This window comes from Flavobacterium microcysteis, assembly GCF_006385255.1.
GTDB classification, from domain to species: Bacteria; Bacteroidota; Bacteroidia; order Flavobacteriales; family Flavobacteriaceae; genus Flavobacterium; species Flavobacterium microcysteis.
In genome coordinates, this window is sequence record NZ_VFJE01000047.1 from 35252 (window position 1) to 61596 (window position 26345).

The following is a 26345-nucleotide window of genomic DNA, read 5'->3' on the forward strand; positions in this document are numbered from 1 at the left end:
AAGCGTTTTACGAAAGTGAATTTTCTCACAAGAACAAAACAAATAAATCATGAATCAAAAAAATCAAAAAACACACGTTCCTTTATTAATTCTGCTCTTCCTCATCGGAAGCTGGGCAAAGGCCCAAGACAAAGTCACCTTAAGTGGTACTATTGTCAATTCGCAAAACAATGAGACTCTTATCGGAGTTAGCATTTACATTCCTGAGCTCCAATCAGGTACTACTACAAACGAATACGGCTTCTTTTCATTATCCGTCCCAAAAGGAGATTATACGCTGCAAGTCAGCTATATGGGATTCCAAACAGCCGAGGAAAAAATTTCATTGCAACAGAATCTTCGAAAAAATGTCAGTCTTGAAAGTGCTGCCCAGAATCTCGAAGAAATCGTAATTACAGAAAGAAAAAACATTGCCAACATCAAAAAGCCTGAAATGAGCGTTAACAAGCTTACCATTCAGGAAATCAAAAAAATGCCGGCAGTTATGGGAGAAACGGATATCTTAAAATCCATTCTCCAACTTCCGGGTGTTACGAATGCCGGCGAAGGAGCTTCAGGCTTCAATGTGCGAGGTGGTGCTGCGGATCAAAACCTTATCCTTTTGGATGAAGCACTGCTTTACAACTCCTCCCACCTATTTGGCTTCTTTTCTGTTTTCAACTCAGATGCAATCAAAGACCTTAAACTTTACAAAGGAGGTATTCCTGCCCGTTTTGGAGGCCGTGTTTCATCTGTTTTGGACATTTACCAAAAAGAAGGAAACAGTAACGAATTTCACATGAATGGAGGTATTGGCGTGATTTCGAGCAGAATTTTGGCTGAAGGACCTATCGAAAAAGGAAAAAGCTCTTTCCTTGTAGCGGGAAGAAGTTCGTATGCCCACCTATTCCTAAAACTAACGGACAACAAGAACAGCGCCTATTTTTATGACCTGAACACAAAACTGAGCTATAAGCTTAATGAAAATAACAACTTGTTCCTATCTGGTTATTTTGGTAGAGACGTTTTTGATATTGGTAATCAATTCAACAATGTTTATGGAAATACCTTTATTAACCTGAGATGGAACCACCTTTATTCTGAAAAACTTTTCTCCAACCTGTCGATGATTTACAGCGATTATTACTATGGCCTTAAGTTAGACGTTGCAGGACTGAATTGGGATTCAGGCATTAAAAATTACAATATCAAATACGATTTCAAGCACTACATAAGCGAGCGTTTCAAAATGACGTATGGTTTGAATACCGTGTACTATGACTTTAATCCAGGAACTGTATCGCCTACAGGGTCTTCTTCCGGAATCAATCATGAGCAATTGGACAAAAAATATGCACTGGAACCGGCATTATATGTTGATGCAGAACAGGAATTAACAGACAAGATTAGCATAAATTACGGTTTCCGTTACAGCATGTTTTACAGAATGGGACAACAAGACATGAACATTTATGCCAATAACGAAGCTGTTACTTTTAATCCGGAACAACAAATCTATGAAAAAGGAAAACCTATTGGAACAGAACATTTTGGAAGTGGCAAAACAATCGCATCATTCAACAATCTTGAACCTCGATTTGCCATATCCTACCAATTAGATGACAACCAATCGATTAAAGCAAGTTATAACCGTATGAGCCAATACATTCACTTGATTTCTAACACCTCATCACCTACTCCATTAGATGTATGGGCACCGAGTGATAATTTTATCAAACCACAGCTTTTAGATCAGGTTGCTTTAGGGTATTTCAGGAATTTCCACAACGACGACTATACTCTGGAAACAGAAATCTATTATAAGAAAGTCAAAAATAGAATCGATTATATTGATGGAGCAGACCTTATCGCTAACGATGCAATCGAACAGGTTATCTTAAACGGTAGGTCAAGAGCCTACGGATTGGAAGTCTTATTGCGAAAAAATTCAGGTAAACTGAACGGATGGATTTCGTATACGCTTTCCCGTTCTGAACAACAGACACCTGGAAGAACAGCAGGAGAAATTGGAATCAATAACGGAAATTGGTATAGCACCGGTTATGACAAGACGCATAACTTAGCTGTTACGGCATCGTATCAATTAAACGAAAAATGGTCGTTTGGAAGTACTTTTGCTTTGCAATCCGGACAACCAGTTACGTATCCAAACGGACAATATGAATATGGCGGAGTAATCGTTCCTACGTATGGTACAAGAAACGGAGACAGGCTTCCAGCATACCATCACTTAGACGTTTCAGCTACGTATATCCCAAAACCAGACAAGAAAAAAGGATGGCAGGGAGAATGGGTTTTCAGTATCTACAACCTATACAACCGCATGAACTCTGCATCTATGACGTTTAGACAAAATGAAGATACCGGAAGAAACGAAGCTGTAAGGCTATCTATCTTTGGTTTTATTCCAAGCGTTACTTATAATTTCAAATTCTAATCCGATACTATCATGAAAAATATAAAATATATAGCCCTTCTTTTCCTATCAATTCTCAGCTTTAGTAGCTGTGAAGAAGTAGTTGATGTGGATCTTAAAACGGCACCGCCTAGACTTGTTATTGATGCCTCTATAGACTGGCTCAAAGGAACCGATGGTGCGACCCAAAAAATAAAACTGACTACAACTACCGGTTATTTCCAAAGCGTAATCCCAGTGGTTTCTGACGCTACGGTCTTTGTAACTAACACGAGCAACACTACTTTTACTTTTATAGAAACCCCGGGTACAGGTGAATATATTTGTTCCGATTTCCAACCTGTAATAGGCGAAACCTACGTATTGACTGTAGTGTACAACGGGCAAACGTATACGGCCACTGAAAAAATGGCGTCCGTGCCTGTCATCACAAGAACAGAACAGAATGATGAAGGCGGGTTTTCAAATGATGAAACCGAAGTCAAGTTTTATTATAATGACAACGGCCAGGAAAACAACTTCTACCTGAGCAAGTTTGAAACACCTCACCTTCCTTATCCGGATTATGATGTTATGGACGATAAGTTCTTCCAGGGTAATGAAATGTTCGGACTTTTTACGCACGAAGATTTTAAACCAGGAGACCAGCTTAAGATTTCTCTTTTAGGAATTTCAGAACGCTACTATAACTATATGTACATCCTGATTGGTATGGCAGAAGGAGCCGGAGGTGGCCCTTTCCAGACAACACCTGCCAACGTAAGAGGAAATATTGTCAACCAAACAGACAGGAACAACTATGCGCTAGGGTATTTCAGGGTAGCAGAAAGAACTGAACTAATCTATACGATACAATAATTATTGCTCCAGAGGTAAACCGGTTTCTGTCCAGGAATCGGTTCCGCCTTTGAGCTCTATGATATTCTTAAAACCTTGAGCTTGCATAATTTCAACTGCTTCAGCGCTTCTTCCGCCTGCTTTGCAGTACACATAAATAGGTTTGGTTTTATCTAATTTATTGATTCGGTCTGTAAAATCCTGGTCATAAAGGTGAACGTTTTTAGCGCCTTTTAAGTGACCTTCCTTGTACTCTTTTGGAGTCCTGACATCTACCAATTGTACATTTCCTGATTCAATTCTTTTGGAAAAAGCATCAGAAGCAATCAATTCAGGAGATTTATTCTGCGATTGGCAGGAAACAATACTAATCAGGACAAATAATAAAGAATATAAAGTTTTCATGTTTTAATTTTTTAGGACATAAAAGTAATTTATTATTGGAGATTTTGCACAAAAAAGGTGAAGGTTATGAGGTGCTAAGGTACTAAGGCGCTAAGGTTCTGAGATACTAAGTTTAAAGGCTTCTTTCTAAATATATTCAACTATTCTAATCTCTAACTAAAATCAAAAATCTTAAATCATAAATCTAAGGCGCTAAGGCGCTAAGGTTCTGAGGCACTAAGGTGCTGAGATACTAAGTTTAAAGGTTTCTTAAATCTATGAATTATTATAATCTGTGTAAAATCAAAAATCTCAAATCATAAATCCAAGGCGCTAAGGTTCTGAGGCACTAAGATTAATAGACTTAAAATCTGTGTAATCATTTTAATCCGTGGCTAAAATCTAAAATCTTAAATCCCGAAAGTTCATAAAAAAAGGAGCAATTGCTCCTTTTTTTATTCTGGTAAAACAACGGGACCATCCCATTCAGACATTCCGCCAACGAGGTTATAAGTCGTGGTAAACCCTAATTGCTCCATCACGCTACAGGCTTTCGCACTTCGCATTCCTGCCTGGCAATAGACATAATAATTTTTGGTTTTGTCCAATTCCTCCACTTCATAAATAAATCCCTGTCCTTTATAGATATCTATATTTTTGGCTCCCGGAATCATTCCTCTGTTGCATTCGTCTTCGGTCCTTACGTCAAGTATTACAGCATTTTCATCTTCTTGCGCTTGTGACCACCATTGTTCTTGTGTTATATTCATCATTGTATTAAAAAGTTATGCTTTAATAGAACATCCAATAGCCTTAGTCTCTTTTACGACAACTTCCTTGTTTTTCAAAAGAGCATCTACTGCATTTTCTACATATTTTTGTTTTACTGCTTTCGCATCATCATAATTGTCATCAATCGCACCTATATATTTAACCTGGTTTCCTTTTGAGGTTTTCTGTAGGATATAAACGTGAGGTGTTTTTGTAGCACCATATTGAGGATAGATTTTTTGTCCTTCATCTAGCAAATACGGGAATGTAAACCCTTTTTCCTTAGCACGAACTTTCATCAGGTCAAAACTATCATCTTTTTGTTTTTCCGGATTATTCGGATTGATTGCAATTACCGGATAACCTTGTTTTTTATACTTTTTATCCAAAGCTATAATCCTGTCTTCATAAGCCTGGGCATACGGACAGTGATTGCAGGTAAAAATTACGATATAACCCTTAGCATCTTTGAAATCCTTAAGAGCCACTTTTTTGTTATCGATATTCTTTAAGCTAAAATCTGTTGCGATATCCCCTACTTTATAACCAGCGGCAGCATCCATATTTTTATACGTAAAAGCACTCGCCAGGCCGGCAAGCAAAACAAAAGCAAAAATTTTAATTGTTTTCATGGTATGATTATTTATGGTTTTATTTTAAAATTGTTTCAACTCATTTTCAAGCTCTTCATAGGAAAAGCTCTTTTCATAAAAACGACGCTTGTCGCCTTTATAGATAACCGTTGCAGGAATAGCGCCACTCCAGGTTGGGTCTACTTTATTAATCCAGCTATTGGCATCCAGGTCGTTTAGCAGTACAACTTCCGGCTTAAGATTATTCTTCTTGATAAAAGGAATAAGATCAGTCTCTACCTTTTTAGGCATATCAATACTAACCAAAAGCACCTTTACCTTTTTATCTTTATATTCAGCATTCAGCTTTTCAAAATGCGGAAGTTCTTCCACACAAGGCTTACACCAGGTCGCCCAAAAATTGACCACATAAGTCGTATCATTGTTTCTTTTTAGGGAAGGTTCCAACCCTAAAAAATTATACGAATCAACCGAAATACCATCTTGTGTATACGTTTTTAATGGTTTTGACTCAGGAATAGCTTCTTTTTTATCGTCTTTCTTGCAGGAAATAAGCAAAAAAACGATACCCAGAGAGATAATTTTCTTCATTTATAAAAAGGTATTTTTTCTTTAAACCCAATAAAAATAAGCATTCTACTCATTACATAATTATTTTAACAAAAATTTAATCAACATTTGTATATACAATTAAAAATAGTACTACATTTGTACATACAAATTTTGTAATTACAATAATGAAAATAGAAGATATCATAAAAACAACCTCTCCTATGGCAATCGGCAAAAGAACGGTGCTGAACATTATGTATACGCAAAACGTACTATCAGAACGATTCAATGAGATACTAAAAGCTTACGATTTATCTCCAGAGCAGTTTAATGTCTTGCGAATTCTGAAAGGACAAAATGGAAAGCCAACCAATATGTGCGTAATTCAGGAGCGAATGATTGCCAAAACCAGCAACACGACACGACTTGTCGACAAATTACTTTTAAAAGAGCTGGTTACCCGTGAAATCTGTCCTGACAACAGGAGAAAAATGGAAATTGCCATAACTGAAAAAGGTCTGGAACTGCTAGCCGAACTCAATCCTAAAGTGGAATGTCACGAATCTGTTCTGACTCAAAACCTTACGCCAGAAGAATTGGAACAGCTGAACTACCTCCTCGAAAAATTTAGAACAATTAATCAATAAATATAAAAATGAGTACAATCATAAATAACCTCAATTGGAGATACGCAACCAAAAAATACGATGCGTCCAAAAAAATCTCAACCGAAGATCTTGAAAAAATCAAAGAAGCAGTACGACTAAGTGCCTCTTCATACGGACTTCAGCCATACAAAATCCTAATCGTCGAAAACCCAGAACTTAGAGCAAAAATACAGCCGGTTGCATGGGGACAATCACAAATAGTAGACGCATCACACTTGATTATTTTCGCAAACGAAACTAACTTTGGCGAAGCCGGAATTGATTCTTTTGCCAATAATATTGTTGCAACAAGAGGAATTCCTGCAGAAAGTATCCAAGGATATGTTGATTTCATGAAATCAAAAATCACAACATTACCGGCAGAAACAAAAAACCACTGGACTTCAAAACAGACCTATATTGCTTTGGCAAACCTTTTGAGCGCTGCTGCTGAATTAAAAATCGATGCGACTCCAATGGAAGGTTTTGAAGCTGAAAAAGTGAACGAAATCTTAGGACTTGACAAATTAGGGTTAAACACTTCTCTAATAGCTACTTTAGGCTACCGTCATGAAGAAGATGCATCTCAGCACTTCAAAAAAGTAAGAAAATCTAACGAAGAATTATTTATCAATTTATAATAATAACCTAAATTCAATTAAAAACAATGAAAAATTTCAAAACTATTGCAATCGCTCTTTTAGTAGCAATCGGGTCATTCTCTGCAACGGCTCAAGAGAAAAAAGTTGATGTTAAAACAAGTAAAATCAACTGGGTTGGTAAAAAAGTAACAGGACAGCACGAAGGTACAATCGACTTAAAAAGCGGTGTTCTTATCTTCAAAAACAACAAATTAGTTGGTGGAAACTTCACAGTAGACATGAACTCTATCTCTACTACTGACCTAAAAGCTGGACAAGGTAAAGAAAAACTTGACGGACACTTAAAAGCTGACGATTTCTTTGGTACTGAAAAATACCCAACTGCTAAATTGGTTTTCAAATCAATCGGTAAAAAATCAGATAACGTTTACTCTGTAACAGCTGATATGACTATCAAAGACGTTACAAACTCTATAAAATTTGACATCACTGTTAACAAAAACAACGCTACTGCTGCTTTAGTAATAGACAGAACAAAATACGGTATCAAGTTCAAATCTAAAAACTTCTTCGAAGGATTGGGTGACAACGTAATCTATGATGATTTTGATTTGGCTGTTGACTTAAAATTCTAATTCCAAAACAATTATTTTTCCCAAATCCCTGTCAGAACTAACCTGACAGGGATTTTTTTTTAGAAGGGCGAATCCCTCCGGGTCAGGCTATACGCTCTATCTTTTGCTCCATTTTATTCCGCAAAAGGATGCTGCTGCTATCCTTTTCGCAGTGTATTACAGCCAAAAAACTTCCGTAACTTTGCCTTATCATAACACTAAAACATCCCATGAAAAACATACTTGTAATAGACAATTACGATAGCTTCACCTACAATCTGGTTCATTATTTAGAAGCTTTGGACTGCCAGGTTACGGTACTCAGAAACGATGAAATCGAGCTTAAAGAAGTCAAAAATTACGATAAAATTCTGCTTTCTCCAGGTCCGGGATTGCCTTCTGAAGCAGGTTTATTAAACGAAATTATCAAAGAATATGCTTCCTCAAAAAGCATTTTAGGCATCTGTTTAGGACAGCAAGCCATCGGAGAAGTCTTCGGATCGACTTTAAAAAATCTTGAAAAAGTATACCACGGAACTGCCTCCAAGACCAAAATTTTGGTGGACGACGAACCGCTTTTTAAAAATATTCCGACTGAATTTTGGGTAGGGAGATACCATTCCTGGGTCGTAGAAAAATCAAATTTAGGCCCTGATTTGGAAATAACTTCAGTCGATGAAAATGGAGAAATTATGTCGTTGCGCCATAAAAATTTTGATGTAAAAGGCGTGCAATTTCACCCGGAATCCATTTTAACACCCCATGGGAAACAAATTTTAGAAAACTGGATCTTCAATTAGCCTATATTAATTTATTTGTTTATATAATATCATTCAAATAATTGGATTAAAATAAATTAAATAGTTAACATAGAAATTATCTATCGCCTTTTTATTAAATACTTTTTGTTAAAAAACAGTTAAAAACAAATTAAACAATCGTTTAATTTAAACAAGTGTTTAATTTTGTACTCGTTTTTAAAAGACAAAAAAATGACGACTGATTTCAATGAAAAACAATTAGAAATCCTTCAGGTTGCCGAAGAGCTTTTTGCAGAAAAAGGTTTTGACGGAACTTCGATTCGCGACATCGCAAAAAAGGCGAATATCAATATAGCGATGATCTCTTACTATTTTGGTTCCAAAGAAAAATTACTCGAATCTCTGATCATCTTCCGTACCTCCGATTTGAGATTGAAACTGGAAAGTCTTTTTAGCGAAGACCTCACTCCTTTCGAAAAAATAGAAAAGCTCATCGAACTTTATATTAACCGCCTGAACAAAAACAGATGCCTCTACCAAATTCTCCATTTTGAATTTTCTTCAAAAAAGAGAATCATGGATTTTAAGGTTTTCACAGATGTGAAAAAACAAAACATGCTTTCACTCCAAAAAATAATTACCGAAGGACAAGAAAAAGGAGTATTTCGTAAAAACATCAATACAGCACTTTTGCCCCCAACCATAATGGGCACTTTTTTTCACGTGCATACCAACAGACCTTTTTACGAAGAACTCTTCAATCTTAAAACCGATGAAGCCTATGACCATTTCATCAAAACAGAATTAATTAATCACATCAAGCAAACAATTAAAGCCTTTTTAGTTTATGAAAACTAATCCTCTGTTGTTAGGAATGCTTTTGGTTTTGGGATTTGCAGAAGTCGCAGCCCAAGAAAAAAAGCCCCTAACACTCAATGACGCCATTAGCTTGGCCGTCACGCAAAGCAATGAAGCTGGATTGGCAGACACCAAAGCCCAAACTTCGAAGTATGAGTTAGAGACCGTAAAAAACAATCGCTACCCAAGCCTGAAAATTTCAGGCCAGTATCAGCGACTGACCGAGGCCAACATCAACTCAAAGATTTCAATGGGAAGCTCAGAACCTGGCGAAGGTGGAGCTACTTCATCGCCTAAAGTAAATCAGCTGATTTTGGGACAAGCCAGTCTTTCAATGCCGCTCTTTTCAGGATTCAAATTAAAAAACAGTGTAAAAGCCTCAGAGAACAGATACCAGGCGGAACTGCTCAATGCCAAAAACACCAAAGAACAATTGGCAATGAACACGATCATCTTGTATGTGAACCTCTACAAGGCCCAACAATCTGTAAAACTGATCCAGGAAAACCTGAAAAGCTCACAGCAACGTGTAAAAGATTTTACGGCCATGGAAGAAAACGGTCTGATTGCCAGAAACGACCTTCTAAAATCACAACTGCAATCTTCAAATGTTGAATTGTCTCTGGAAGATGCCAAAAAGAACGTCACTACGATAAATTATCAGCTGGTGAACCTGCTCAAGCTTCCGGAAGGAACGCAAATTATGCCAGACGAAGCTGTTTTTTCAAAATTAGGCTTCTCTGAGGCTACTTTGAACGAAAATGATGCATTATCTAGCAGAAGCGATTTGGGAGCCTTACAGTGGATGCAGAAAGCTTCTGAGGCCAACATAAAAGCTGCCGAAGGAAATTACTATCCATCCGTATCGCTACTTGGCGGTTATGTGGCTTTTGACCTGAAAAACGTATTGGAAGTAAACAATGCCATCAATTTTGGGGTTGGCGTTTCCTATGACCTTTCTTCTATCTTTAAAAATGGGAAAGATGTCAAGTTAGCAAAAAGCCAGGCTTCAGAAACCAAACAATCTACAGATATCCTGACGGATCGGATCAAGGTAGAAGTACACGATGCCCAGGAAAATTATGCACTTTCCCTAAAACAATACAAAGTGTATCAGGAAGCTGTCACACAGGCATCGGAAAATTTCAGAATCGTAAAAGACAAATACGATAACGGGCTTTCTGACACCAACGACTTATTAGAAGCCGATGTACAAGACCTGCAGGCAAAACTAAACGAAGCATTTTCAAAGGCAGATATTGCGCAAAGCTATTATGAACTGCTAAATGTTTCTGGCAAACTAACCGATTCATTCAACATCACTAAAAACTAAATTCTTTCACGATGGAAAAGAAAAAAACAAATAAAAAGTTTACCTATATCCTTATTGCGCTCGTGGTAGTTGGCGCAACCTATGGAATCTACAAGTATGTGCACTCACTTTCACATGAAACGACTGATGATGCACAGATTGAGAAAAACATGAACCCGATTATCCCTCGAGTTTCGGGTTATGTGACAAAAGTATATGTCAAAGACAACGACTTCGTGAAAAAAGGCGATACGCTTTTTGTAATCGACAACAAAGATTATTTGGTAAAAGTAGAAGAAGCCAATGCAGCTTTAGTGGCAGCACAGGGCAATCTGGAAGTTTCAAAAGCGGATATAGGCGGTGCTTTGGCAGGCGTTTCAGTTTCTGAAGCCAACATTTCCTCTGCCGGTGGTAATATCGAAACAGCTAAAATCAGACTGACAAGAGCTACGAACGATTTTGTGCGTTATCAAAATCTTTATAAAAACAGATCCATCACAAAACAACAATTCGAACAGGCCGAAGCAGCAAAACTGGAAGCAGAAAGCGAATTGAAAATTTTGCAACAACAGCAAAGAGCGAGCACTTATCAAAAATCGGTGGCAGCTTCACGTTCTAATGTAAGCAACAAACAGGCTGAAATTGCTGCTGCTAATATCAAGAAAGCACAAGCCGTACTCGATGCTGCTAAATTAAACCTGAATTATACAATCGTTACAGCTTCTATTGACGGGCAGGTTTCTAAAATAAACATACAGCCGGGGCAATTTATACAACCGGGACAATCGCTGTTTTATATTATCAATAACACTGAAGCTTGGGTTATTGCGAACTTTAAAGAAACGCAATTGAGCAAAATGGTAATAGGACAAAAAGTAAGTATCCGTGTTGATGCTTATCCTGATTATGAATTCAAAGGTACCATTACCTCATTTTCTCCTGCAACCGGAGCACGTTTTTCACTATTGCCACCAGACAACGCAACTGGAAACTTCGTGAAAACCGTACAAAGACTTCCTGTTAAAATCACTCTTGATCAGGAAAATGCTCCTGATAAAGTAAAAAATCTGCGTCCGGGTATGAACGTTGACGTTGATGTCCACTTAAAATAAACCTCTTACCTATTGATGATTTCAGGATTGAATTCCAATTGCTGAAATCATCAATATAAAATCTTAAATAATGGAAGCAACTTCAGGAGAAGACAGCTTAGTTGAATACGGCTTTAGGAGGGTTATCATCACGATTACCGCAGTGCTTTGTGCCTTGCTGGAGATTGTAGACACCACCATCGTGAACGTGGCCCTGACAGATATGCGAGGAAGCCTTGGTGCGACCTTGACTGACGTTGCCTGGGTTATTACGGCCTATGCTATTGCCAACGTTATCGTAATCCCGATGACCAGCTGGCTGTCACAACAATTCGGCAGAAGAAACTATTTTGCCGTATCCATCATCATATTTACCGTCTCATCATTTCTCTGCGGTAACGCAACTAATATTTGGGAACTTGTCATTTTTCGTTTTGTTCAGGGACTTGGTGGAGGAGCCTTATTGGTAACCGCACAGACAATCATCACAGAAAGTTATCCCGTTGCAAAACGAGGAATGGCTCAGGCTATTTACGGCTTAGGAGTAATTGTTGGACCAACCCTGGGACCACCACTAGGAGGTTATATCGTAGAAAATTACTCCTGGCCTTATATATTTTATATCAATATTCCTTTAGGTATCATTGCTACCATACTGACTTTATCCTATATCAAAAGTCCTAAATATGGCGAAAAACTAAAAGCAAGCCAGGTCGACTGGTGGGGAATCCTATTGCTCGCCATGTTTATTGGGTCTCTGCAATTTGTTTTAGAACACGGACAGCAAGACGATTGGTTTGATGACAAAATGATTACCACGCTAAGTATTGTGAGCGTTGTAGGATTGATACTATTCATTTGGCGAGAACTGACCTATAAACATCCTATCGTAAACCTCAGCGTATTAAAAGACGGAAACCTTAGGATAGGAACCGTAATGTGTTTTATCCTCGGATTCGGATTATACGGTTCAACGTTAATCTTACCTATCTATACCCAATCCGTTTTAGGCTGGACAGCCCTAGACGCTGGATTGTTGCTAATTCCGGGTTCCATCACCACAGCATTCATGATGCCTATTGTGGGAACCTTAATCCAAAAAGGCGTGCCGCAAGGCTATATGGTTGGTGTTGGATTCCTAATATTCTTTTTCTTTACGTTCTGGATGCATAATGTCATTACGCCGGATACCGGAGTAGAACATATGTTCTGGCCGTTAATTTTGAGAGGAATCGGACTGGGCTTATTATTCGTTCCTATTACCACACTAGCCTTATCAACCTTAAAAGGAAAACAGATTGGTGAAGGAGCCGCTTTCACCGGAATGATGAGACAATTAGGAGGATCTTTCGGTATTGCGATTATTACGACATTTATCACAAGATTCAGTCAGAACCACCGCGTAGATTTGGTTTCTCACCTTAGTGCAGACAAACTGGAAGTACAAAACAGAGTGCACCAGCTCCAACAAAGTTTTATGGCTAAAGGCTTTAGTGCCAACGAAGCGCTCAACAAAGCCTATCAGGTACTGGATGTTTCGGTCATGAAACAGGCAACAGTACTATCGTATATGGATATCTTCCTTTATCTAGGAATCATGTTCTTATGCTGTATCCCAATTATCCTGCTTATCAAAAAGGGTAAAAACAAGATTAATCCGGCAGATGCCATGCATTAATATTTTTCAAGGTTATTATTTAAGAAAGCTTCGGATATCCCGAAGCTTTCTGTTTTTTAATTAGCGTTTATTTAATATCGGCTTAATTTGCTTCCGTGATTTTCCGCCTACTTTAGTCCCGCCATCAAAATAAAGGCCTTTAGGAAAACAACGAATCTTTTTATTTCATATATTTGATTGAATTTAAGATAGTTGCAATTAATTAAACATAATTACCATGGGACTATTCGGAAAAAAAGAAAAGAAAATATTTAAGGAATTCAGCAAAAAAAGCGTAGAATACCTGACAGATATCAATAAAGACACTGATGAGCTTTTAGAAGAACTTCAGGAAAGCTATTCTGAAAATAGGTTTGCAATTCCGGAATTCATGAACCTCATCGAATCCATCAAGGCTAAAATTTCTTTCGAGGAATCCGAAAAGCTTGAGGAACTTTCCCAAAAAATCGTCCAGATAAAAAAATGTGCCAAGAAAAGCGTCAGTGCTGTAGCCGAACTTTCAAGAAATCAGCGTAAAACAACCCGTGAAGCCATCCGTGAATTCAATGAGTTTGTGGAATCATAATACCCTTTAAATTTTGGATTTCTGATTTTGGATTTAAGATTTATGATTTTAGTCACTGATTAGAGTGATTACACAAATTTAGAAGCCTATTAACCTTAGAACCTTAGCATCTTGGATTTTAGATTTTTGATTTTAGCCGCAGATTAAAATGATTACACGGATTCGAGAAGCCTATTAAACTTAGCTCCTCTATAGTTGATAGTTGATAATGGTAAGTAGATAGTGGTAAGTCGCTATTATGAAGCATTACACCAAATAAAACATATACAAAAATTCACTTTCAAAAACTTACTCTCTTATATACAAAAAGCATAAACTTAGCGCCTCAAAACCTTAGCATCTTTGATTTGAGATTTTTGATTTCTGACTTTAGCTACAGATTAGAATAATTCCTTGGATTTAGAAATCTATTAAACTTAGAACCTTAGCACCTTAGTGCCTTTACAAAACTTTATCGAGTAAAAACCAATTTATTCCCTTTTGACAGGTTGGCATCAAATTGATATCCTTCGTAGTTAAAGCCTTTTAAATCCTCTATGGTTTCGGCATTGGTATCGATAATATAGCGCACCATCATGCCTCTCGCCTTTTTAGCAAAAAAGCTGATCATTTTTAGCTTGCCATCTTTGTAGTCTTTAAATTCCGGAGTAATCACAGGAACTTTAAGCGTTTTTACATCTACCGAATCAAAATATTCGTTGCTGGCAAGATTGACAAACAATTCGCCTTTTTTCAACTCGTCATTCAGCGATTTGGTAATTTTCTTTTTCCAGAACTCGTATAGATTTTTATTCTTTCCAATAGGAAGCTTTGTTCCCATTTCCAAACGATAAGGCTGCATTAAATCCAAAGGTTTTAGCAAACCGTACAATCCTGATAAAATTCGGAGTTTTTCCTGCAAATCGTCTAATTTCTCCACTGGTAATGAATAAGCATCCAAACCAATATACACATCACCATTAAAAGCATATACCGCCTGTCGTGAGTTCTGTAATGTAAACGGAGTTGCCCATTCCTGATTTCTATGCCAATTCAAATCGGCCAACTTTTCTGAAATATCCATCAACTCTGAAAGCTTTTTAGGCTTCAGCTTCTTCAATACTTTATGTACGGTATTGGATTCTTTTAGGAAAACCGATTCTGTATGTCGGTCTGTTGGTACGGCGGTTTCAAAATCTAATGATTTGGCTGGAGAAATAACAATTTTCATTTTCTGATATTTGATTTCAAAAATACAAAATCAATAACAGCTATTTTAGAGCAATTGTCATTTTTTATACCCAATCTTGATTTTTCAAATCCCAAACCAATTAGCCTCTTTTTAGTATATTTGTCTGAAACCTCAAAATCCTTACACTTTGTATTCTCAAATCAACAACAACATAAGCCGTTATGTTTCTTTTTCAGAAGAAGAACTTATTACATTCAACTCTTTTATGGAATACAAAAAGGTACCCAAAAAGACCATTATGCTCCACGAAGGAGAAATGTGCAATTTTGAAGCTTTTGTAGTCAAAGGCTGTGTAAGGAAATATTATATCGACGCCAATGGCTTTGAAGTCATACTGCAATTTGCTATTGAAAATGCCTGGGTCAGCGACATTTCTTTTAGTATTTACGAAACAAAACCTAGTCAGGTATATATTGAAACGCTTGAAGACTGCGAGTTTTTGATGTTTACACCTGAATCCAAAGAAGAACTTTTTGCAAAAGCACCCCGCTTTGAAAGAGCGTTCCGTATATTAATGCAACGAAATCTTGCCGTAACACAAAACAGGCTGTTTCATACCATCTCCCAAACCGCAACAGAAAAATACCTCGAATTTCTGGAACTCTACCCTACCATCCCACAACGGGTTCCACAACATTATATCGCTTCCTATTTAGGTATCTCACCGGAGTTTCTGAGTAAAGTCAGAGCGAGAATAGCGAAAAACTAGTTGTTAGTGGATATGGGATAGTTTATAGTGGATAGTTTATAGTTGTTAGTGGATAGTCTTTAGTTAGGAGACTGCGGGGAGAAGGTTTTTGATTTCATATTTATGATTTAGGATTTAGGATTTTTGATTTGGGATTTTTGATAGCTGAACGAAAAAGTGTTTGTTTACTATAAACATATACTACTATTTACACACATATATCAAAATGCCATCACATAAATCTCATATCCACATACTAACTCCTCACTATCCATTATCCACTAACAACCATAAACTATCCACTATAAACTATCCCTTATCCACTATCAACTATTTTTTCTTGTCCTAGTTCAATGCCCAGCTAAATTTTCTGTCGGAAATTTGTCATGTAATTAAAAAGCACTGATTATGGACCGTAAAGATTTTATAAAAAAAGGATTAATGGGCACCGGAATGTTTATCACTTCTGCTGCCGTTGGCGATGTAATTAAAAATGACATTGACGAAATCAAGGAATTGGAACCATTGGGATTCAACCATCTTCCAAACCCGGAGTCTTTTGTTATGGAAAATACAGTAGTGCATAAAGCAGCTACCCGCGGACATGCTAATCATGGTTGGCTGGATTCTCACCATACTTTCAGTTTCGCGAATTACCATAATCCGGACAGAATGCACTTTGGTGTATTGAGAGTCTTAAATGACGACCGGGTAGATGCCGGAATGGGTTTTGGAAAACATCCGCATGACAATATGGAAATCATTTCTATTCCACTAGAAGGTGATTTAGAACACCAAGACAGCATGGGCAATACTGCCGTAATCAAAAAAGGCGACATCCAGGTCATGAGTGCCGGAACCGGAATTTATCACAGCGAATACAACAAAAACAAAGACAGGCTGACCAAATTCCTGCAAATCTGGGTATATCCAAACAAGAAAAATGTAACCCCACGATACGACCAGATTTCTTTAGACGAAAACGATCGCCACAACAAGTTACAGCAGATATTGTCGCCAAATCAGGATGATGCCGGAGTCTGGATTCATCAAGATGCCTGGTTTCATTTAGGCAAATTCGACAAAGGTTTTGCAACCGAATACAAGCTAAAAAAAGAAGGTAACGGAATTTATGCGTTTGTCATCAAAGGCGATTTCAATATTGGAACTATCAGCCTAAACGAAAGAGACGGATTGGGAATCTGGAATACTTCGGCAATAGCTATAGAATCACTATCAGAAAATGCGGAAATCTTATTGATGGAAGTACCGATGGTTTTATAATTCATTATATTTAAAATAAAAACAACTATTAAAAAAACAAAATTATGACAACAACAAAATGGTCAATAGACCCAGCCCACTCAGAAATTGGATTCAAAGTAAAACACATGATGTTTACCAACGTATCTGGAAATTTTGAAAAATTTGACGCTTCCATCGAAACTGATGGCGACAATTTCGAAACCGCACAGTTTGAATTTTCAGGCGATATCGATTCTATTTCTACAGGAAACAAAGACCGCGATTCGCATTTGCTAAGCGCCGACTTTTTTGACGCTTCTCAATTTCCAAAAATCAATTTCAAATCGACATCCTTTAAAAAATTAAACGAAGGAGAATACAAACTGGCAGGCGAGCTGACATTACACGGCGTAACAAAACCTGTAACATTAGATGTTGAATTTGGTGGATTAGCAAAAGACCCTTGGGGAAATACCAAAACTGGATTGTCCGTATCTGGAAAAATCAATCGAAAAGATTGGGGACTAAATTGGAATTCTGCTTTAGAAACCGGAGGTGTTTTAGTTGGTGAAGAAGTAAAACTTCAAATCGAACTTCAATTTATCAAACAATAATTACCAGCAAGCCTCTCTTTATTGAAAGGCTTGCTTTTTTTAGCTAAGTCATGAAAAACATATTATACATAGGAAGGCATCCGGAAATACTGGAAACCGTCGTAAGGCTAATCAATAATAATGAAGATTGGTTTGGTGCCGGAGCAGAAACGGATGAAGACGCCATGGAATTGTTTGAACGCATCCATTTCCACATTGTCTTATTAGGTTGCGGTATTGAGCCTGAAAATGAAGAAAAACTACGTACTTTCTTCAAAAGCACAAACCCCGATTGTGCTATTGTACAGCATTATGGTGGCGGAAGCGGATTGCTTACCAATGAAATACGTATGGCTTTAGAAAATCATAACATGGCGTAAGGTTTTGGAATCTTATTTTTCTCTAACTTTATGCCTATTAACCAACCTAAAATAACACACATGAAGTTTACAAGAAACGCTAGTGCCAATTGGCAAGGAACAGGAATGGAAGGAAAAGGAACCATTTCTACGCAAAGCACTACCTTAGATAAAGCGCAATTATCATTCAAAACCCGTTTTGCAGATGGAGTTGGTACCAATCCCGAAGAATTGATAGGAGCAGCACATGCCGGCTGTTTCACGATGAAACTTAGTTTTGTATTATCAGAACTTGGATTTACGCCAGAAAATCTGGACACTGTCGCTAAAGTGACTTTTGAAGATGGAAAGATAACCACTATAACTTTAGACCTTACGGCAACAGTAAGCAATATTTCAGAAGAACAGTTTCAGGAAGCTGCCAAGAATGCAAAAGAAAACTGCCCGGTATCACAGCTTCTGAATGCTGAAATTATCCTGAATGCTAAATTGGTATAAGCAATAAAGAATAGAATTCATTTTAAACCGCTTCTCAAAAAGGAGCGGTTTTTTATTTTCTATTATTTCCAAAATCTCATTATCGACATAGAAATTATGGAAAACATTATAAGGATACATTTTCTATCTTTGAATATAAAAATCATCTATGCGGGAGTTTTTCCAGAAATATAAGTCTACCATTTTATACGGCTTTTCGCTTGCTGTGTTGCTATTTTTGATGAAATGGCTGGAATTCCGACTTATTGTTATTGACCATGCTCTGGAAATATACATCGGTTCCATTGCTGTGGTATTTACTGCTCTGGGAATATGGCTTGCTTTAAAGCTCACAAAACCAAAAAAGGAAACGATAATAGTCGAAAAAGAAATCTATGTCAACGACGCAGAATTTGTACAGGACAGAAACCAACTTGAAAAATTAAACCTGAGCAAACGTGAAATGGAAGTCCTGGAACTGATTGCACAAGGTTGCAGCAATCAGGAAATCGCATCGCAGCTTTTTGTTTCATTACCTACCATCAAAACACATTCATCAAAGCTTTTTGAAAAACTCGATGTCAATCGCAGGACACAAGCTGTAGAAAAGGCAAAACGCCTGAAATTGATTCCTTAAAAATCATACTTAAGTTGTAAACTGGCAATTTTAGAGTAAAATCATCCTTAAGTATGACCTCCAGCCATCCAAAAAAATTCAATTTTGCATCATTGAAAATCAACTAAAAAATTTAAAACGATGAAAAAAACAATTTTAATCAATGGACTTATTGCCGGATTTATAGTTACGGCGATGATGGTGACTTCTTCCCTGCTATGCTATAAAAATCCAAATTTTGAAGGCAGCATGGTTCTCGGTTATCTGGGAATGCTACTTGCTTTTTCTTTTGTATTTGTAGGTATCAAAAGTTACCGCGACAAACATAATTCCGGAACAATCAGTTTCGGAGAAGCATTTAAGATTGGATTGTTTATTACCCTTATCGCATCAACAGTATATGTAGCAGTATGGCTTGTTGAATATTATTTCTTTATTCCTGATTTTATGGAAAAATATTCAGCCCATGTGCTCAAGCAGGCAGCTGAAAAAGGCGCTACTGCAGCAGAAATACAAAGCCAGACTGCTCAAATGGAAACCTATAAAGAATGGTATAAGAATCCTATTTTAATTATTCTCATGACCTATGCTGAAATACTTCCTATAGGATTAGTTGTTACTCTGATTAGTGCGTTAATCCTTAAGCGTAATCAAAAACCGGAAAAATTTACTACTGCATAAAAAAAGAACCCTGCTTTTCGCAGGGTTCTTTTTTCTCATCTCATGTAAGGGTTTTTCTTTTCGTCATATATATTGCTAAAACAGCATCATATTGATGTCGTTGTTTTTCAAAAGCTCAAAATTCGTTTTTAAGAGATTCCTCAATTGCAAATTCTTATCCTTCATCTTTTTTTTAAGTTCCTCCTTCTTACTGATTAGCTCTTCAGTAAAACTTGGTTTTTGGAATAGGTTTCTTTCCGCTGTTCCAAAAGTAGTTTTCGTTTCCATTTTATAGCAATTTCAAGGTTAGTGGTGTGCTTTTTTCACTTCTACAAGATACGACATTTTATTGGCTGCTATGCTAACTTTAACTTAAGAGTTGATTAAATAATCTACCAAATAAAAAAAGAGCCGGCTAATTAGCGGCTCTTTTCTTAAATTTAAGTTTATTATTTCTTTATTTCTCCATCTTAAAATAGTAATCCAACGAGTGCTTTCCACCACCATACATTAAGAAAAACACACAAACGATAAGTGTTACAACTGATATTATCAGATTCGTCATGACTAATGGTCCCACGAAATTAATTAATACTGCTCCGACTAATATGGGTAACTGTGCCCAGATAGCCCATCGCGTCAGAAGTCCAAATACAATCATAACGCCTCCCATGATATGGGCAGCAGCAACATAATGATAGACTAACATTCCTCCATCAAAATTTCCTAAAGGAGCAAGCAAATCAATAAGCCTATGACTTTCTTTTATAAATGATACGCCTTTGAGAAATAGGAATACTCCCAAAGCAATCCTTAAAATGTCAATTGGATAAGAAGTATGAGAATTGGCCCATTTATTCAGCTTTTTAATTTTTATCGTTTCCATGACGAAATAATTTAGAATTACCTATCTAAATTACTAATATTTAAGCATATAAATTATCTTTTTAAGATTAATTTTATTGATTACTAAAAATAGTTCTCGATAAGCCTTCATATACTTTGCGTCTTTGCGAGCAATATTTTCACGCAAAGACGCAGAGCCGCAAAGACCGTTAAAGAATTCTATCTCTAAAGACATTCCTAGAAATAAAAAAGCAACGCTAAAACGTTGCTTTCTCTTTTTAATCTTCTTCTTCGACAGTGTGTGAATTAGAATAGACTCGCCATTTTGCGATACATTCTTTCATATCTTCCGGAAGTTCTGTATCAAAGCTCATAAATTCTTTTGTCGTTGGATGCATAAAACCTAATGTTTTTGCATGCAGCGCCTGTCTTGGCAATACTTTAAAACAATTGTCTATAAACTGCTTGTATTTTGTAAAAGTTGTTCCTTTTAATATCAGGTTACCACCATAACGCTCGTCATTAAAAAGCGTATGTCCAATATGTTTCATATGAACACGTATCTGGTGTGTTCTTCCAGTTTCCAGCTTACAAGAAACCAAAGTTACATACCCAAAACGTTCCATAACTTTATAATGAGTTACAGCATGTTTTCCTTCTCCATCCGGAACGACAGCCATCTGCATTCTATCTTTAGCGTGTCTTGCAATATCTCCGGTAACCGTGCCTTCATCTTCAATCACATTTCCCCAAACCAAAGCAAGATACTCTCTCTCTGATGTTTTTTCTTCAAACTGTTTGGCCAGGAAAGCCATTGCCTGTTCTGTTTTGGCAACGACCAAAAGTCCTGAAGTGTCTTTATCAATTCTGTGAACTAATCCCGGACGCTCGCTACTGTTTAGTGGCAGGTTCTCAAAATGGTAAGCCAAAGCATTTACCAGAGTTCCTGTATAATTTCCATGTCCAGGATGCACAACTAAACCGGCTGGTTTATTGATTACCAACAGAGCATCGTCTTCATAAACAATATCAAGCGGAATATTTTCAGGAAGTATAAGGTTTTCAAAAGGCGGGTGCGAAAGCAAAACCCTTACAACATCTAAAGCTTTTACTTTATAATTGGATTTTACCGGAACATCGTTTACATAAATATTCCCTGCTGTAGCAGCCTGCTGTATTTTATTTCTTGTCGCATTTTCAACAAGATTCATCAAAAATTTATCTACACGCAAAGGCGACTGCCCTTTTGACGCCTCAAATCTGTAATGTTCAAACAATTCGTCATCTAACGCCTCGTCTGCTATCGGATTCTCTATCATTCTGCCGTTTCTGTATCTGTATTTTTAATCGAATCCGTTTCCTCTTCAAATCCTACTTTTCCGTCACCCAAGACCAAATCAATTTTAGATGCTTTTTTCACTTTGTCGCCAGGCTTTAATTTCTTGCCATCTGCATACATTTCCAAAACCATATCTTTACCCAAATAAGGCTTATATGTTTTTTTACCAATCTCAAGGCCTAATGCCACAAGAGACGGTTCTGCCTGACGCAATGTTTTTTCAATCAGATCCGGAATGGTTACCATTCCAAAATCAGCAGAATTCACTTTTATATAGATTTTTCTACCATCTTTTACTTTTGCACCTGGTAGCGGGTCCTGTTGTACAACTGTGTATTTTGGAAAATCTTTATTATAGTCTACCGTATCCAGCAAAACATATCCTAAGTTAAGTTCATCAAGTTTTTCCTCTGCTTGCTGTTCTGTCAGTTTTCTCAAATCCGGAACCGTGATTTCATTGCCATGGTCAGTAGCGTAGCTCAACCATTGCAGGATTAAAAAAACCAATACAATTATGATCCCAAAAGCCAGTAAAAGCTGCTTGAAAAAAGATTTGCTGGTAAGATATTGTCTTAAAGTCATAAAAATTACATTTCGTGCAAAGATATAAAAATACTAAAGGTTTTTAGTTTCAATAATTAGTGATATTTTTGTGAGAGGTTTTGGGCGTTTTTTAAGTTTCCAGACCTAATTTTTGACAACAAACAAGTCTAAAATCTAAAATCCAAAATCTTCCATGAACATAGCCGTTGTAATGGGTGGATATTCTGACGAATCAGTTATATCGCTCCGTAGTGGTCAGCTAATCCTTAACAATCTCGACAATAATAAATACAAAACGTTTGAAGTCCATATTTTATTGGATGGCTGGAACGTAATACAAGGAGAAGAAAAATTCCCGATTGACAAATCTGATTTTACTTTTACCCAAAATGGAGCAAAGACAAAATTTGATGTCATAATCAACACCATCCACGGAACGCCTGGCGAAGACGGCCATATGCAGGCGTATTGGGAACTTTTGGAAATTCCGTATTCAGGATGCAATTTCTATCAGTCAGCCCTGACATTCAACAAAAGAGATACCTTATCTGTGCTTTCGAAATTTAACATCCCGAAGGCAAAATCCATATATCTTTCCAAAGGAGATGCAATTAATGCCGAAGAAATCAAATCTGAGCTTGGCCTGCCTTTCTTTGTAAAACCAAATCAATCCGGAAGCAGTCTTGGTGTTTCTAAAGTAAACGACCTTTCAGAATTCGACAAAGCTCTGGATTTTGCTTTTGCAGAAGACAGCGATATATTAATCGAATCGTTCTTAAAAGGAACGGAAGTGTCTGTTGGAGTTCTTAATTACAAAGGAGAAACCAAAGTTTTAGGCTTGACCGAAATTGTTCCTCATAATGACTTTTTCGATTATGAAGCCAAATATTTAGGCAAATCAGACGAAATCACTCCGGCAAGACTATCTGCTGAAGTAGAGCAAAAAGTAAGAGAAACAGCTGCAAAAGTATATCAGGCACTTGGCATGTCTGGTTTTTCCAGAACCGATTTTATCGTAATGGATGATGTACCGCACTTTATTGAAATGAATACGAATCCGGGATTATCCGGACAAAGTATTTTCCCGCAACAGGCAGCCTATGCAAAAATTGCTTTCTCTGATCTGTTAGACAATGAAATCGAATTGGCTTTAAAAAGAAAACTATTATGGAGAAAATAGCCGTATTCCCAGGATCATTTGACCCGATAACTTTGGGTCATTATGACATTATCAAGAGAAGCATTCCGCTTTTTGACAAGATTATCGTTGCTATTGGTGTCAATGCCGATAAAAAATATATGTTTTCTTTAGATGAAAGAAAACGCTTTATAGAAGAATGCTTTGAAAATCATCCAACTGTTTCTGTTGCTACCTATGAAGGTCTGACAATAGATTTTTGTAAAAAAGTAGATGCGAAATTTATTTTGAGAGGTTTGAGAAATCCTGCCGATTTTGAATTTGAAAAAGCCATTGCCCATACCAATCGTAAGCTTTCAAAAATCGAAACCGTCTTTTTACTTACTGCTGCCAATACCTCTTATATCAGTTCCAGCATTGTAAGAGATGTTATTCGCAACGGCGGAGAATACGAATTATTAGTCCCGGATGCTGTTAGAGTAAAATAAACTTTACTGATTGTTTTAGCCACTGGATCTTTTTAATCATCTCAATCTGTGGCTTATTATTTTTTGCCACTGATTACGCAGATTCCCTCAGATTTTATCGACCTCTGAATCTTTTTAATCACCTTAATCTGTGGCTTATTATTTTCGTCACAGATTAACGGATTCTCATCCATTTTTGACAATTATAATCATTTTAATTCACTATATATTTCAAATTCATTTTAATTAACTGTACTTTCGCCAAAAATAAAATCCATTAAAAATGAGTTTAGAAAGAGATTTAATGAAACGTAGTGGCGGAAAATGCGAACTTTCAGGAGCCACAGAAAACCTAAAAGTATACCAAATACTTCCAACCCGAAAAGGAGGCATCGAAGAAAGTATCCTTGCCAGCGCAATCTGTATCGATCAGATTGAAAATCCGGAAACAACCGACCCAAATCTTTGGAGATGTCTTAATGACAGTATGTGGAGCGAGCACTTGCCTGTTCAGATTGTGTCCTGGAGAATGTTGAGTCGTTTGGGCAAACAGGATCTTTTAGAACAGATGTATCTGGAAGAAGACGATTTAGCCTGGGCTAAAGCAACCGGAGAAGGCGACGACGACGAAAACAAACTCGTTCACAAAGACAGCAATGGCGTAACCTTACAAACAGGAGATTCTGTTGTTCTGATTAAAGACCTTAAAGTAAAAGGTTCCAGCATGGTTGCCAAACAAGGAACTGCAGTCCGAAACATTCGACTTGACCACGAAAATGCAGAATACATTGAAGGAAAAGTAGACGGACAGACTATTGTTATTATTACACAGTATGTGAAGAAGATATAAGATTTGGGATTTTAGATTTTAGATTTTAGATTTTAGATTTTAGATTTTAGATTTTAGATTTTAGAAGGCAAACTGACTGGCAATTGTTATTATTGCACAATATGTAAGGAAGATAGAATTTTTTATTTGGGATTTTTGATTTTTGAGAAAACTGACAGGATGTTTAATCTTCTTAATCCGAAATCCCAACTATCCTCTATCCACTAACAACTATAAACTATCTATTATAAACTATCAACTATGTTTATTCTTCCTTCTTAATCACTGCCCTTGCGATTTCAATCTTAAATTTCTTTCCTTTCATTTTCTCATCTTTGATATTTTTAAGAAGCTCTCTTACTTTTTTGGATTTAACGGCTGCAAAAGAAATAAAATCTTTCACTTCAATCAGGCCTAAATCGCCTTTTTCTAATTTCCCTTTCTGAGAAAAGAATCCGACAATATCTATTTTATTTAATTTGTTTTTCTTTCCACCGGAAATATATACAGTTTGGAATTTTGGTGGTTGTGGTAATGAAGCCGTAGTTGTGACATCAAAAACTTCCATACCATAATCAATATAGTCCAGTTTCTTTTCGCTTTCATGAACAATAATATAAGCCGTTCCTGAAGCCATCATCCTTGCCGTACGCCCATTTCGATGCGTAAACTCATCTTCTTTCATTGGCAAATGGTAATGAATAACATGCTTCATCTCAGGAATATCCAATCCTCTTGCCGCCAAATCAGTCGTAACCAGATAGCTGACACTTCCGTTCCTGAATTGGATTAAAGCACGTTCTCTCTCTTCCTGATCCATTCTACCATGATAATAAGTCGAATAAATCCCTTTTTCATTTAGCAAATCGCTGATTCGTTCCGCTGCATCACGATGGTTGCAGAAAATTAATGCCGATTCAGAGCCTAAAGAGCAAATTAGTCGGAATAAAGTATTGATTTTGTCCTTTTCTTCGGAAACGACCATCTTTATGGAAAGATTAGACTTTTCTTCATTCTCAGGAATAAAATCTAAAATTTCAGGATTCACTACTCTAGTGTATTTAGGAATCTCAATATCGGAAGTGGCAGAAACCAAAATACGCTTGTCTACTTTTGGCAGTCGGGACAAGATAAAAGACATTTCTTCGTGAAAACCGAATTGTAGCGACTTATCAAATTCATCCAAAACCACCGTACGTATCTTATCCGTCCTGAAAGTTTCCTTGTCAATATGATCCGCAATTCTTCCCGGAGTTCCAATTAATACAGCTGGCGGATTGCTCAAATTTTTGATTTCCGTTTCCATAGAATGCCCACCATAACAGGTATTAACTTTATAACCCGTGCCCATTTTTTTCCAAACCTGTTCAATCTGCAAACCTAATTCTCTTGATGGCACAATAATTAAACATTGTACTGAAAGAATTTCAGGCTGTAGCATTTCAAAAACAGGCAGTAAGAAAGCTAAAGTCTTACCTGAACCTGTTGGCGATAATAATAAAACCGAATTGTTTTCTAAAATGGCTTCTTGTGCCGTGAGCTGCATTTCATTCAGGCTTTCAATACCTAAATTCAAGAGCAGATTGTTGGAATGGTGATTGTTCATGCTGCAAAGGTAATTTTTTAATGATGA

The 26345-nt window shown here is 36.9% G+C and carries 31 protein-coding genes; 21 read left to right on the top strand and 10 right to left on the bottom strand.

What is annotated here, in order from left to right; all coding sequences use genetic code 11:
* The first annotated feature begins 49 nt into the window (after nucleotides 1–49).
* Nucleotides 50–2437 carry a TonB-dependent receptor gene (locus FJA49_RS00955; protein ID WP_139997910.1) on the top strand — a complete coding sequence of 796 codons (2388 nt, stop codon included), beginning with the start codon at nucleotides 50–52 and terminating at the stop codon, nucleotides 2435–2437.
* Between the two features lie 12 nt (nucleotides 2438–2449).
* Nucleotides 2450–3274, top strand: coding sequence for a DUF4249 family protein (locus tag FJA49_RS00960; RefSeq protein ID WP_139997911.1), 825 nt, complete (start codon nucleotides 2450–2452; stop codon nucleotides 3272–3274).
* Here the strand turns inward: FJA49_RS00960 and FJA49_RS00965 are convergent, their stop codons facing one another.
* From FJA49_RS00965 to FJA49_RS00980, 4 genes are all read right to left on the bottom strand, one after another.
* Nucleotides 3275–3658 carry a rhodanese-like domain-containing protein gene (locus FJA49_RS00965; protein WP_139997912.1) on the bottom strand — a complete coding sequence of 128 codons (384 nt, stop codon included), beginning with the start codon at nucleotides 3656–3658 and terminating at the stop codon, nucleotides 3275–3277.
* A 434-nt stretch (nucleotides 3659–4092) separates the two neighbouring features.
* Complete coding sequence (locus FJA49_RS00970; RefSeq protein ID WP_139997995.1) at nucleotides 4093–4407, bottom strand: rhodanese-like domain-containing protein; 315 nt, start codon at nucleotides 4405–4407, stop codon at nucleotides 4093–4095.
* 15 nt (nucleotides 4408–4422) lie between these two features.
* On the bottom strand, nucleotides 4423–5040 hold the full coding sequence (locus FJA49_RS00975) for a thioredoxin family protein (RefSeq protein WP_139997913.1): 618 nt from the start codon (nucleotides 5038–5040) through the stop codon (nucleotides 4423–4425).
* Nucleotides 5041–5064: 24 nt separating this feature from the next.
* Nucleotides 5065–5592: a TlpA disulfide reductase family protein gene (locus FJA49_RS00980; RefSeq protein ID WP_139997914.1), complete on the bottom strand. Its 528-nt coding sequence runs from the start codon at nucleotides 5590–5592 to the stop codon at nucleotides 5065–5067.
* A 146-nt stretch (nucleotides 5593–5738) separates the two neighbouring features.
* On the opposite strand from FJA49_RS00980, the gene FJA49_RS00985 reads away from it, so the two are divergent.
* From FJA49_RS00985 to FJA49_RS01025, 9 genes are all read left to right on the top strand, one after another.
* Nucleotides 5739–6200: a MarR family winged helix-turn-helix transcriptional regulator gene (locus FJA49_RS00985; RefSeq protein WP_139997915.1), complete on the top strand. Its 462-nt coding sequence runs from the start codon at nucleotides 5739–5741 to the stop codon at nucleotides 6198–6200.
* Nucleotides 6201–6208: 8 nt separating this feature from the next.
* Nucleotides 6209–6841: an NAD(P)H-dependent oxidoreductase gene (locus tag FJA49_RS00990; protein WP_139997916.1), complete on the top strand. Its 633-nt coding sequence runs from the start codon at nucleotides 6209–6211 to the stop codon at nucleotides 6839–6841.
* A gap of 26 nt (nucleotides 6842–6867) precedes the next feature.
* Nucleotides 6868–7437: a YceI family protein gene (locus FJA49_RS00995; protein ID WP_139997917.1), complete on the top strand. Its 570-nt coding sequence runs from the start codon at nucleotides 6868–6870 to the stop codon at nucleotides 7435–7437.
* Between the two features lie 209 nt (nucleotides 7438–7646).
* On the top strand, nucleotides 7647–8216 hold the full coding sequence (locus tag FJA49_RS01000; RefSeq protein ID WP_139997918.1) for an anthranilate synthase component II: 570 nt from the start codon (nucleotides 7647–7649) through the stop codon (nucleotides 8214–8216).
* A 192-nt stretch (nucleotides 8217–8408) separates the two neighbouring features.
* Nucleotides 8409–9035, top strand: a complete 627-nt coding sequence (locus FJA49_RS01005; protein ID WP_139997919.1) for a TetR family transcriptional regulator — start codon at nucleotides 8409–8411, stop codon at nucleotides 9033–9035.
* Nucleotides 9025–10368 carry a TolC family protein gene (locus tag FJA49_RS01010; RefSeq protein WP_139997920.1) on the top strand — a complete coding sequence of 448 codons (1344 nt, stop codon included), beginning with the start codon at nucleotides 9025–9027 and terminating at the stop codon, nucleotides 10366–10368. The genes FJA49_RS01005 and FJA49_RS01010 overlap by 11 nt, the downstream gene beginning before the upstream one ends.
* An 11-nt stretch (nucleotides 10369–10379) precedes the next feature.
* The gene (locus FJA49_RS01015; protein WP_139997921.1) at nucleotides 10380–11459 is read left to right on the top strand and encodes an HlyD family secretion protein; all 1080 of its coding nucleotides are present in this window, start codon (nucleotides 10380–10382) and stop codon (nucleotides 11457–11459) included.
* Nucleotides 11460–11529: 70 nt separating this feature from the next.
* On the top strand, nucleotides 11530–13116 hold the full coding sequence (locus FJA49_RS01020; protein WP_139997922.1) for a DHA2 family efflux MFS transporter permease subunit: 1587 nt from the start codon (nucleotides 11530–11532) through the stop codon (nucleotides 13114–13116).
* A gap of 217 nt (nucleotides 13117–13333) precedes the next feature.
* Nucleotides 13334–13681, top strand: a complete 348-nt coding sequence (locus tag FJA49_RS01025; protein ID WP_139997924.1) for a hypothetical protein — start codon at nucleotides 13334–13336, stop codon at nucleotides 13679–13681.
* Nucleotides 13682–14132: 451 nt separating this feature from the next.
* Here the strand turns inward: FJA49_RS01025 and yaaA are convergent, their stop codons facing one another.
* On the bottom strand, nucleotides 14133–14891 hold the full coding sequence (gene yaaA, locus FJA49_RS01030) for a peroxide stress protein YaaA (protein ID WP_139997926.1): 759 nt from the start codon (nucleotides 14889–14891) through the stop codon (nucleotides 14133–14135).
* Nucleotides 14892–15039: 148 nt separating this feature from the next.
* Between yaaA and FJA49_RS01035 the strand changes: the two genes are divergently transcribed.
* From FJA49_RS01035 to FJA49_RS01065, 7 genes are all read left to right on the top strand, one after another.
* Entirely contained in the window at nucleotides 15040–15621 is a 582-nt protein-coding gene (locus FJA49_RS01035; protein WP_139997928.1) for a Crp/Fnr family transcriptional regulator, read from the top strand.
* Between the two features lie 543 nt (nucleotides 15622–16164).
* The gene (locus FJA49_RS01040) at nucleotides 16165–16884 is read left to right on the top strand and encodes a pirin family protein (protein ID WP_199758343.1); all 720 of its coding nucleotides are present in this window, start codon (nucleotides 16165–16167) and stop codon (nucleotides 16882–16884) included.
* A 44-nt stretch (nucleotides 16885–16928) separates the two neighbouring features.
* On the top strand, nucleotides 16929–17459 hold the full coding sequence (locus tag FJA49_RS01045; protein WP_139997932.1) for a YceI family protein: 531 nt from the start codon (nucleotides 16929–16931) through the stop codon (nucleotides 17457–17459).
* A 50-nt stretch (nucleotides 17460–17509) separates the two neighbouring features.
* A complete protein-coding gene (locus tag FJA49_RS01050) occupies nucleotides 17510–17818 on the top strand; it encodes a hypothetical protein (RefSeq protein WP_139997934.1) in 309 nt (102 codons plus the stop codon).
* 60 nt (nucleotides 17819–17878) lie between these two features.
* Nucleotides 17879–18295, top strand: a complete 417-nt coding sequence (locus tag FJA49_RS01055) for an OsmC family protein (protein WP_139997936.1) — start codon at nucleotides 17879–17881, stop codon at nucleotides 18293–18295.
* Nucleotides 18296–18443: 148 nt separating this feature from the next.
* Nucleotides 18444–18911, top strand: a complete 468-nt coding sequence (locus tag FJA49_RS18615; protein WP_139997938.1) for a helix-turn-helix transcriptional regulator — start codon at nucleotides 18444–18446, stop codon at nucleotides 18909–18911.
* 120 nt (nucleotides 18912–19031) lie between these two features.
* Entirely contained in the window at nucleotides 19032–19571 is a 540-nt protein-coding gene (locus tag FJA49_RS01065; protein ID WP_139997940.1) for a DUF4199 domain-containing protein, read from the top strand.
* 75 nt (nucleotides 19572–19646) lie between these two features.
* Here FJA49_RS01065 and FJA49_RS01070 read toward each other — a convergent pair whose 3' ends face one another.
* From FJA49_RS01070 to FJA49_RS01085, 4 genes are all read right to left on the bottom strand, one after another.
* The gene (locus FJA49_RS01070; RefSeq protein ID WP_139997942.1) at nucleotides 19647–19838 is read right to left on the bottom strand and encodes a hypothetical protein; all 192 of its coding nucleotides are present in this window, start codon (nucleotides 19836–19838) and stop codon (nucleotides 19647–19649) included.
* Between the two features lie 169 nt (nucleotides 19839–20007).
* Complete coding sequence (locus FJA49_RS01075; RefSeq protein WP_139997944.1) at nucleotides 20008–20436, bottom strand: DoxX family protein; 429 nt, start codon at nucleotides 20434–20436, stop codon at nucleotides 20008–20010.
* Between the two features lie 238 nt (nucleotides 20437–20674).
* Complete coding sequence (locus FJA49_RS01080) at nucleotides 20675–21715, bottom strand: RluA family pseudouridine synthase (RefSeq protein WP_139997946.1); 1041 nt, start codon at nucleotides 21713–21715, stop codon at nucleotides 20675–20677.
* Nucleotides 21712–22317, bottom strand: coding sequence for a PASTA domain-containing protein (locus tag FJA49_RS01085; protein WP_139997948.1), 606 nt, complete (start codon nucleotides 22315–22317; stop codon nucleotides 21712–21714). The genes FJA49_RS01080 and FJA49_RS01085 overlap by 4 nt, the downstream gene beginning before the upstream one ends.
* Before the next feature lie 154 nt (nucleotides 22318–22471).
* Between FJA49_RS01085 and FJA49_RS01090 the strand changes: the two genes are divergently transcribed.
* From FJA49_RS01090 to FJA49_RS01100, 3 genes are all read left to right on the top strand, one after another.
* Nucleotides 22472–23458, top strand: coding sequence for a D-alanine--D-alanine ligase (locus tag FJA49_RS01090; protein ID WP_139997950.1), 987 nt, complete (start codon nucleotides 22472–22474; stop codon nucleotides 23456–23458).
* The gene (gene coaD / locus FJA49_RS01095; protein ID WP_139997952.1) at nucleotides 23446–23904 is read left to right on the top strand and encodes a pantetheine-phosphate adenylyltransferase; all 459 of its coding nucleotides are present in this window, start codon (nucleotides 23446–23448) and stop codon (nucleotides 23902–23904) included. Before FJA49_RS01090 ends, coaD begins: the two co-directional genes overlap by 13 nt.
* A gap of 262 nt (nucleotides 23905–24166) precedes the next feature.
* Nucleotides 24167–24733, top strand: coding sequence for a PhnA domain-containing protein (locus tag FJA49_RS01100; RefSeq protein ID WP_139997954.1), 567 nt, complete (start codon nucleotides 24167–24169; stop codon nucleotides 24731–24733).
* Nucleotides 24734–24977: 244 nt separating this feature from the next.
* Here the strand turns inward: FJA49_RS01100 and FJA49_RS01105 are convergent, their stop codons facing one another.
* Nucleotides 24978–26318, bottom strand: a complete 1341-nt coding sequence (locus FJA49_RS01105; RefSeq protein ID WP_139997956.1) for a DEAD/DEAH box helicase — start codon at nucleotides 26316–26318, stop codon at nucleotides 24978–24980.
* Nucleotides 26319–26345 lie beyond the last annotated feature (27 nt).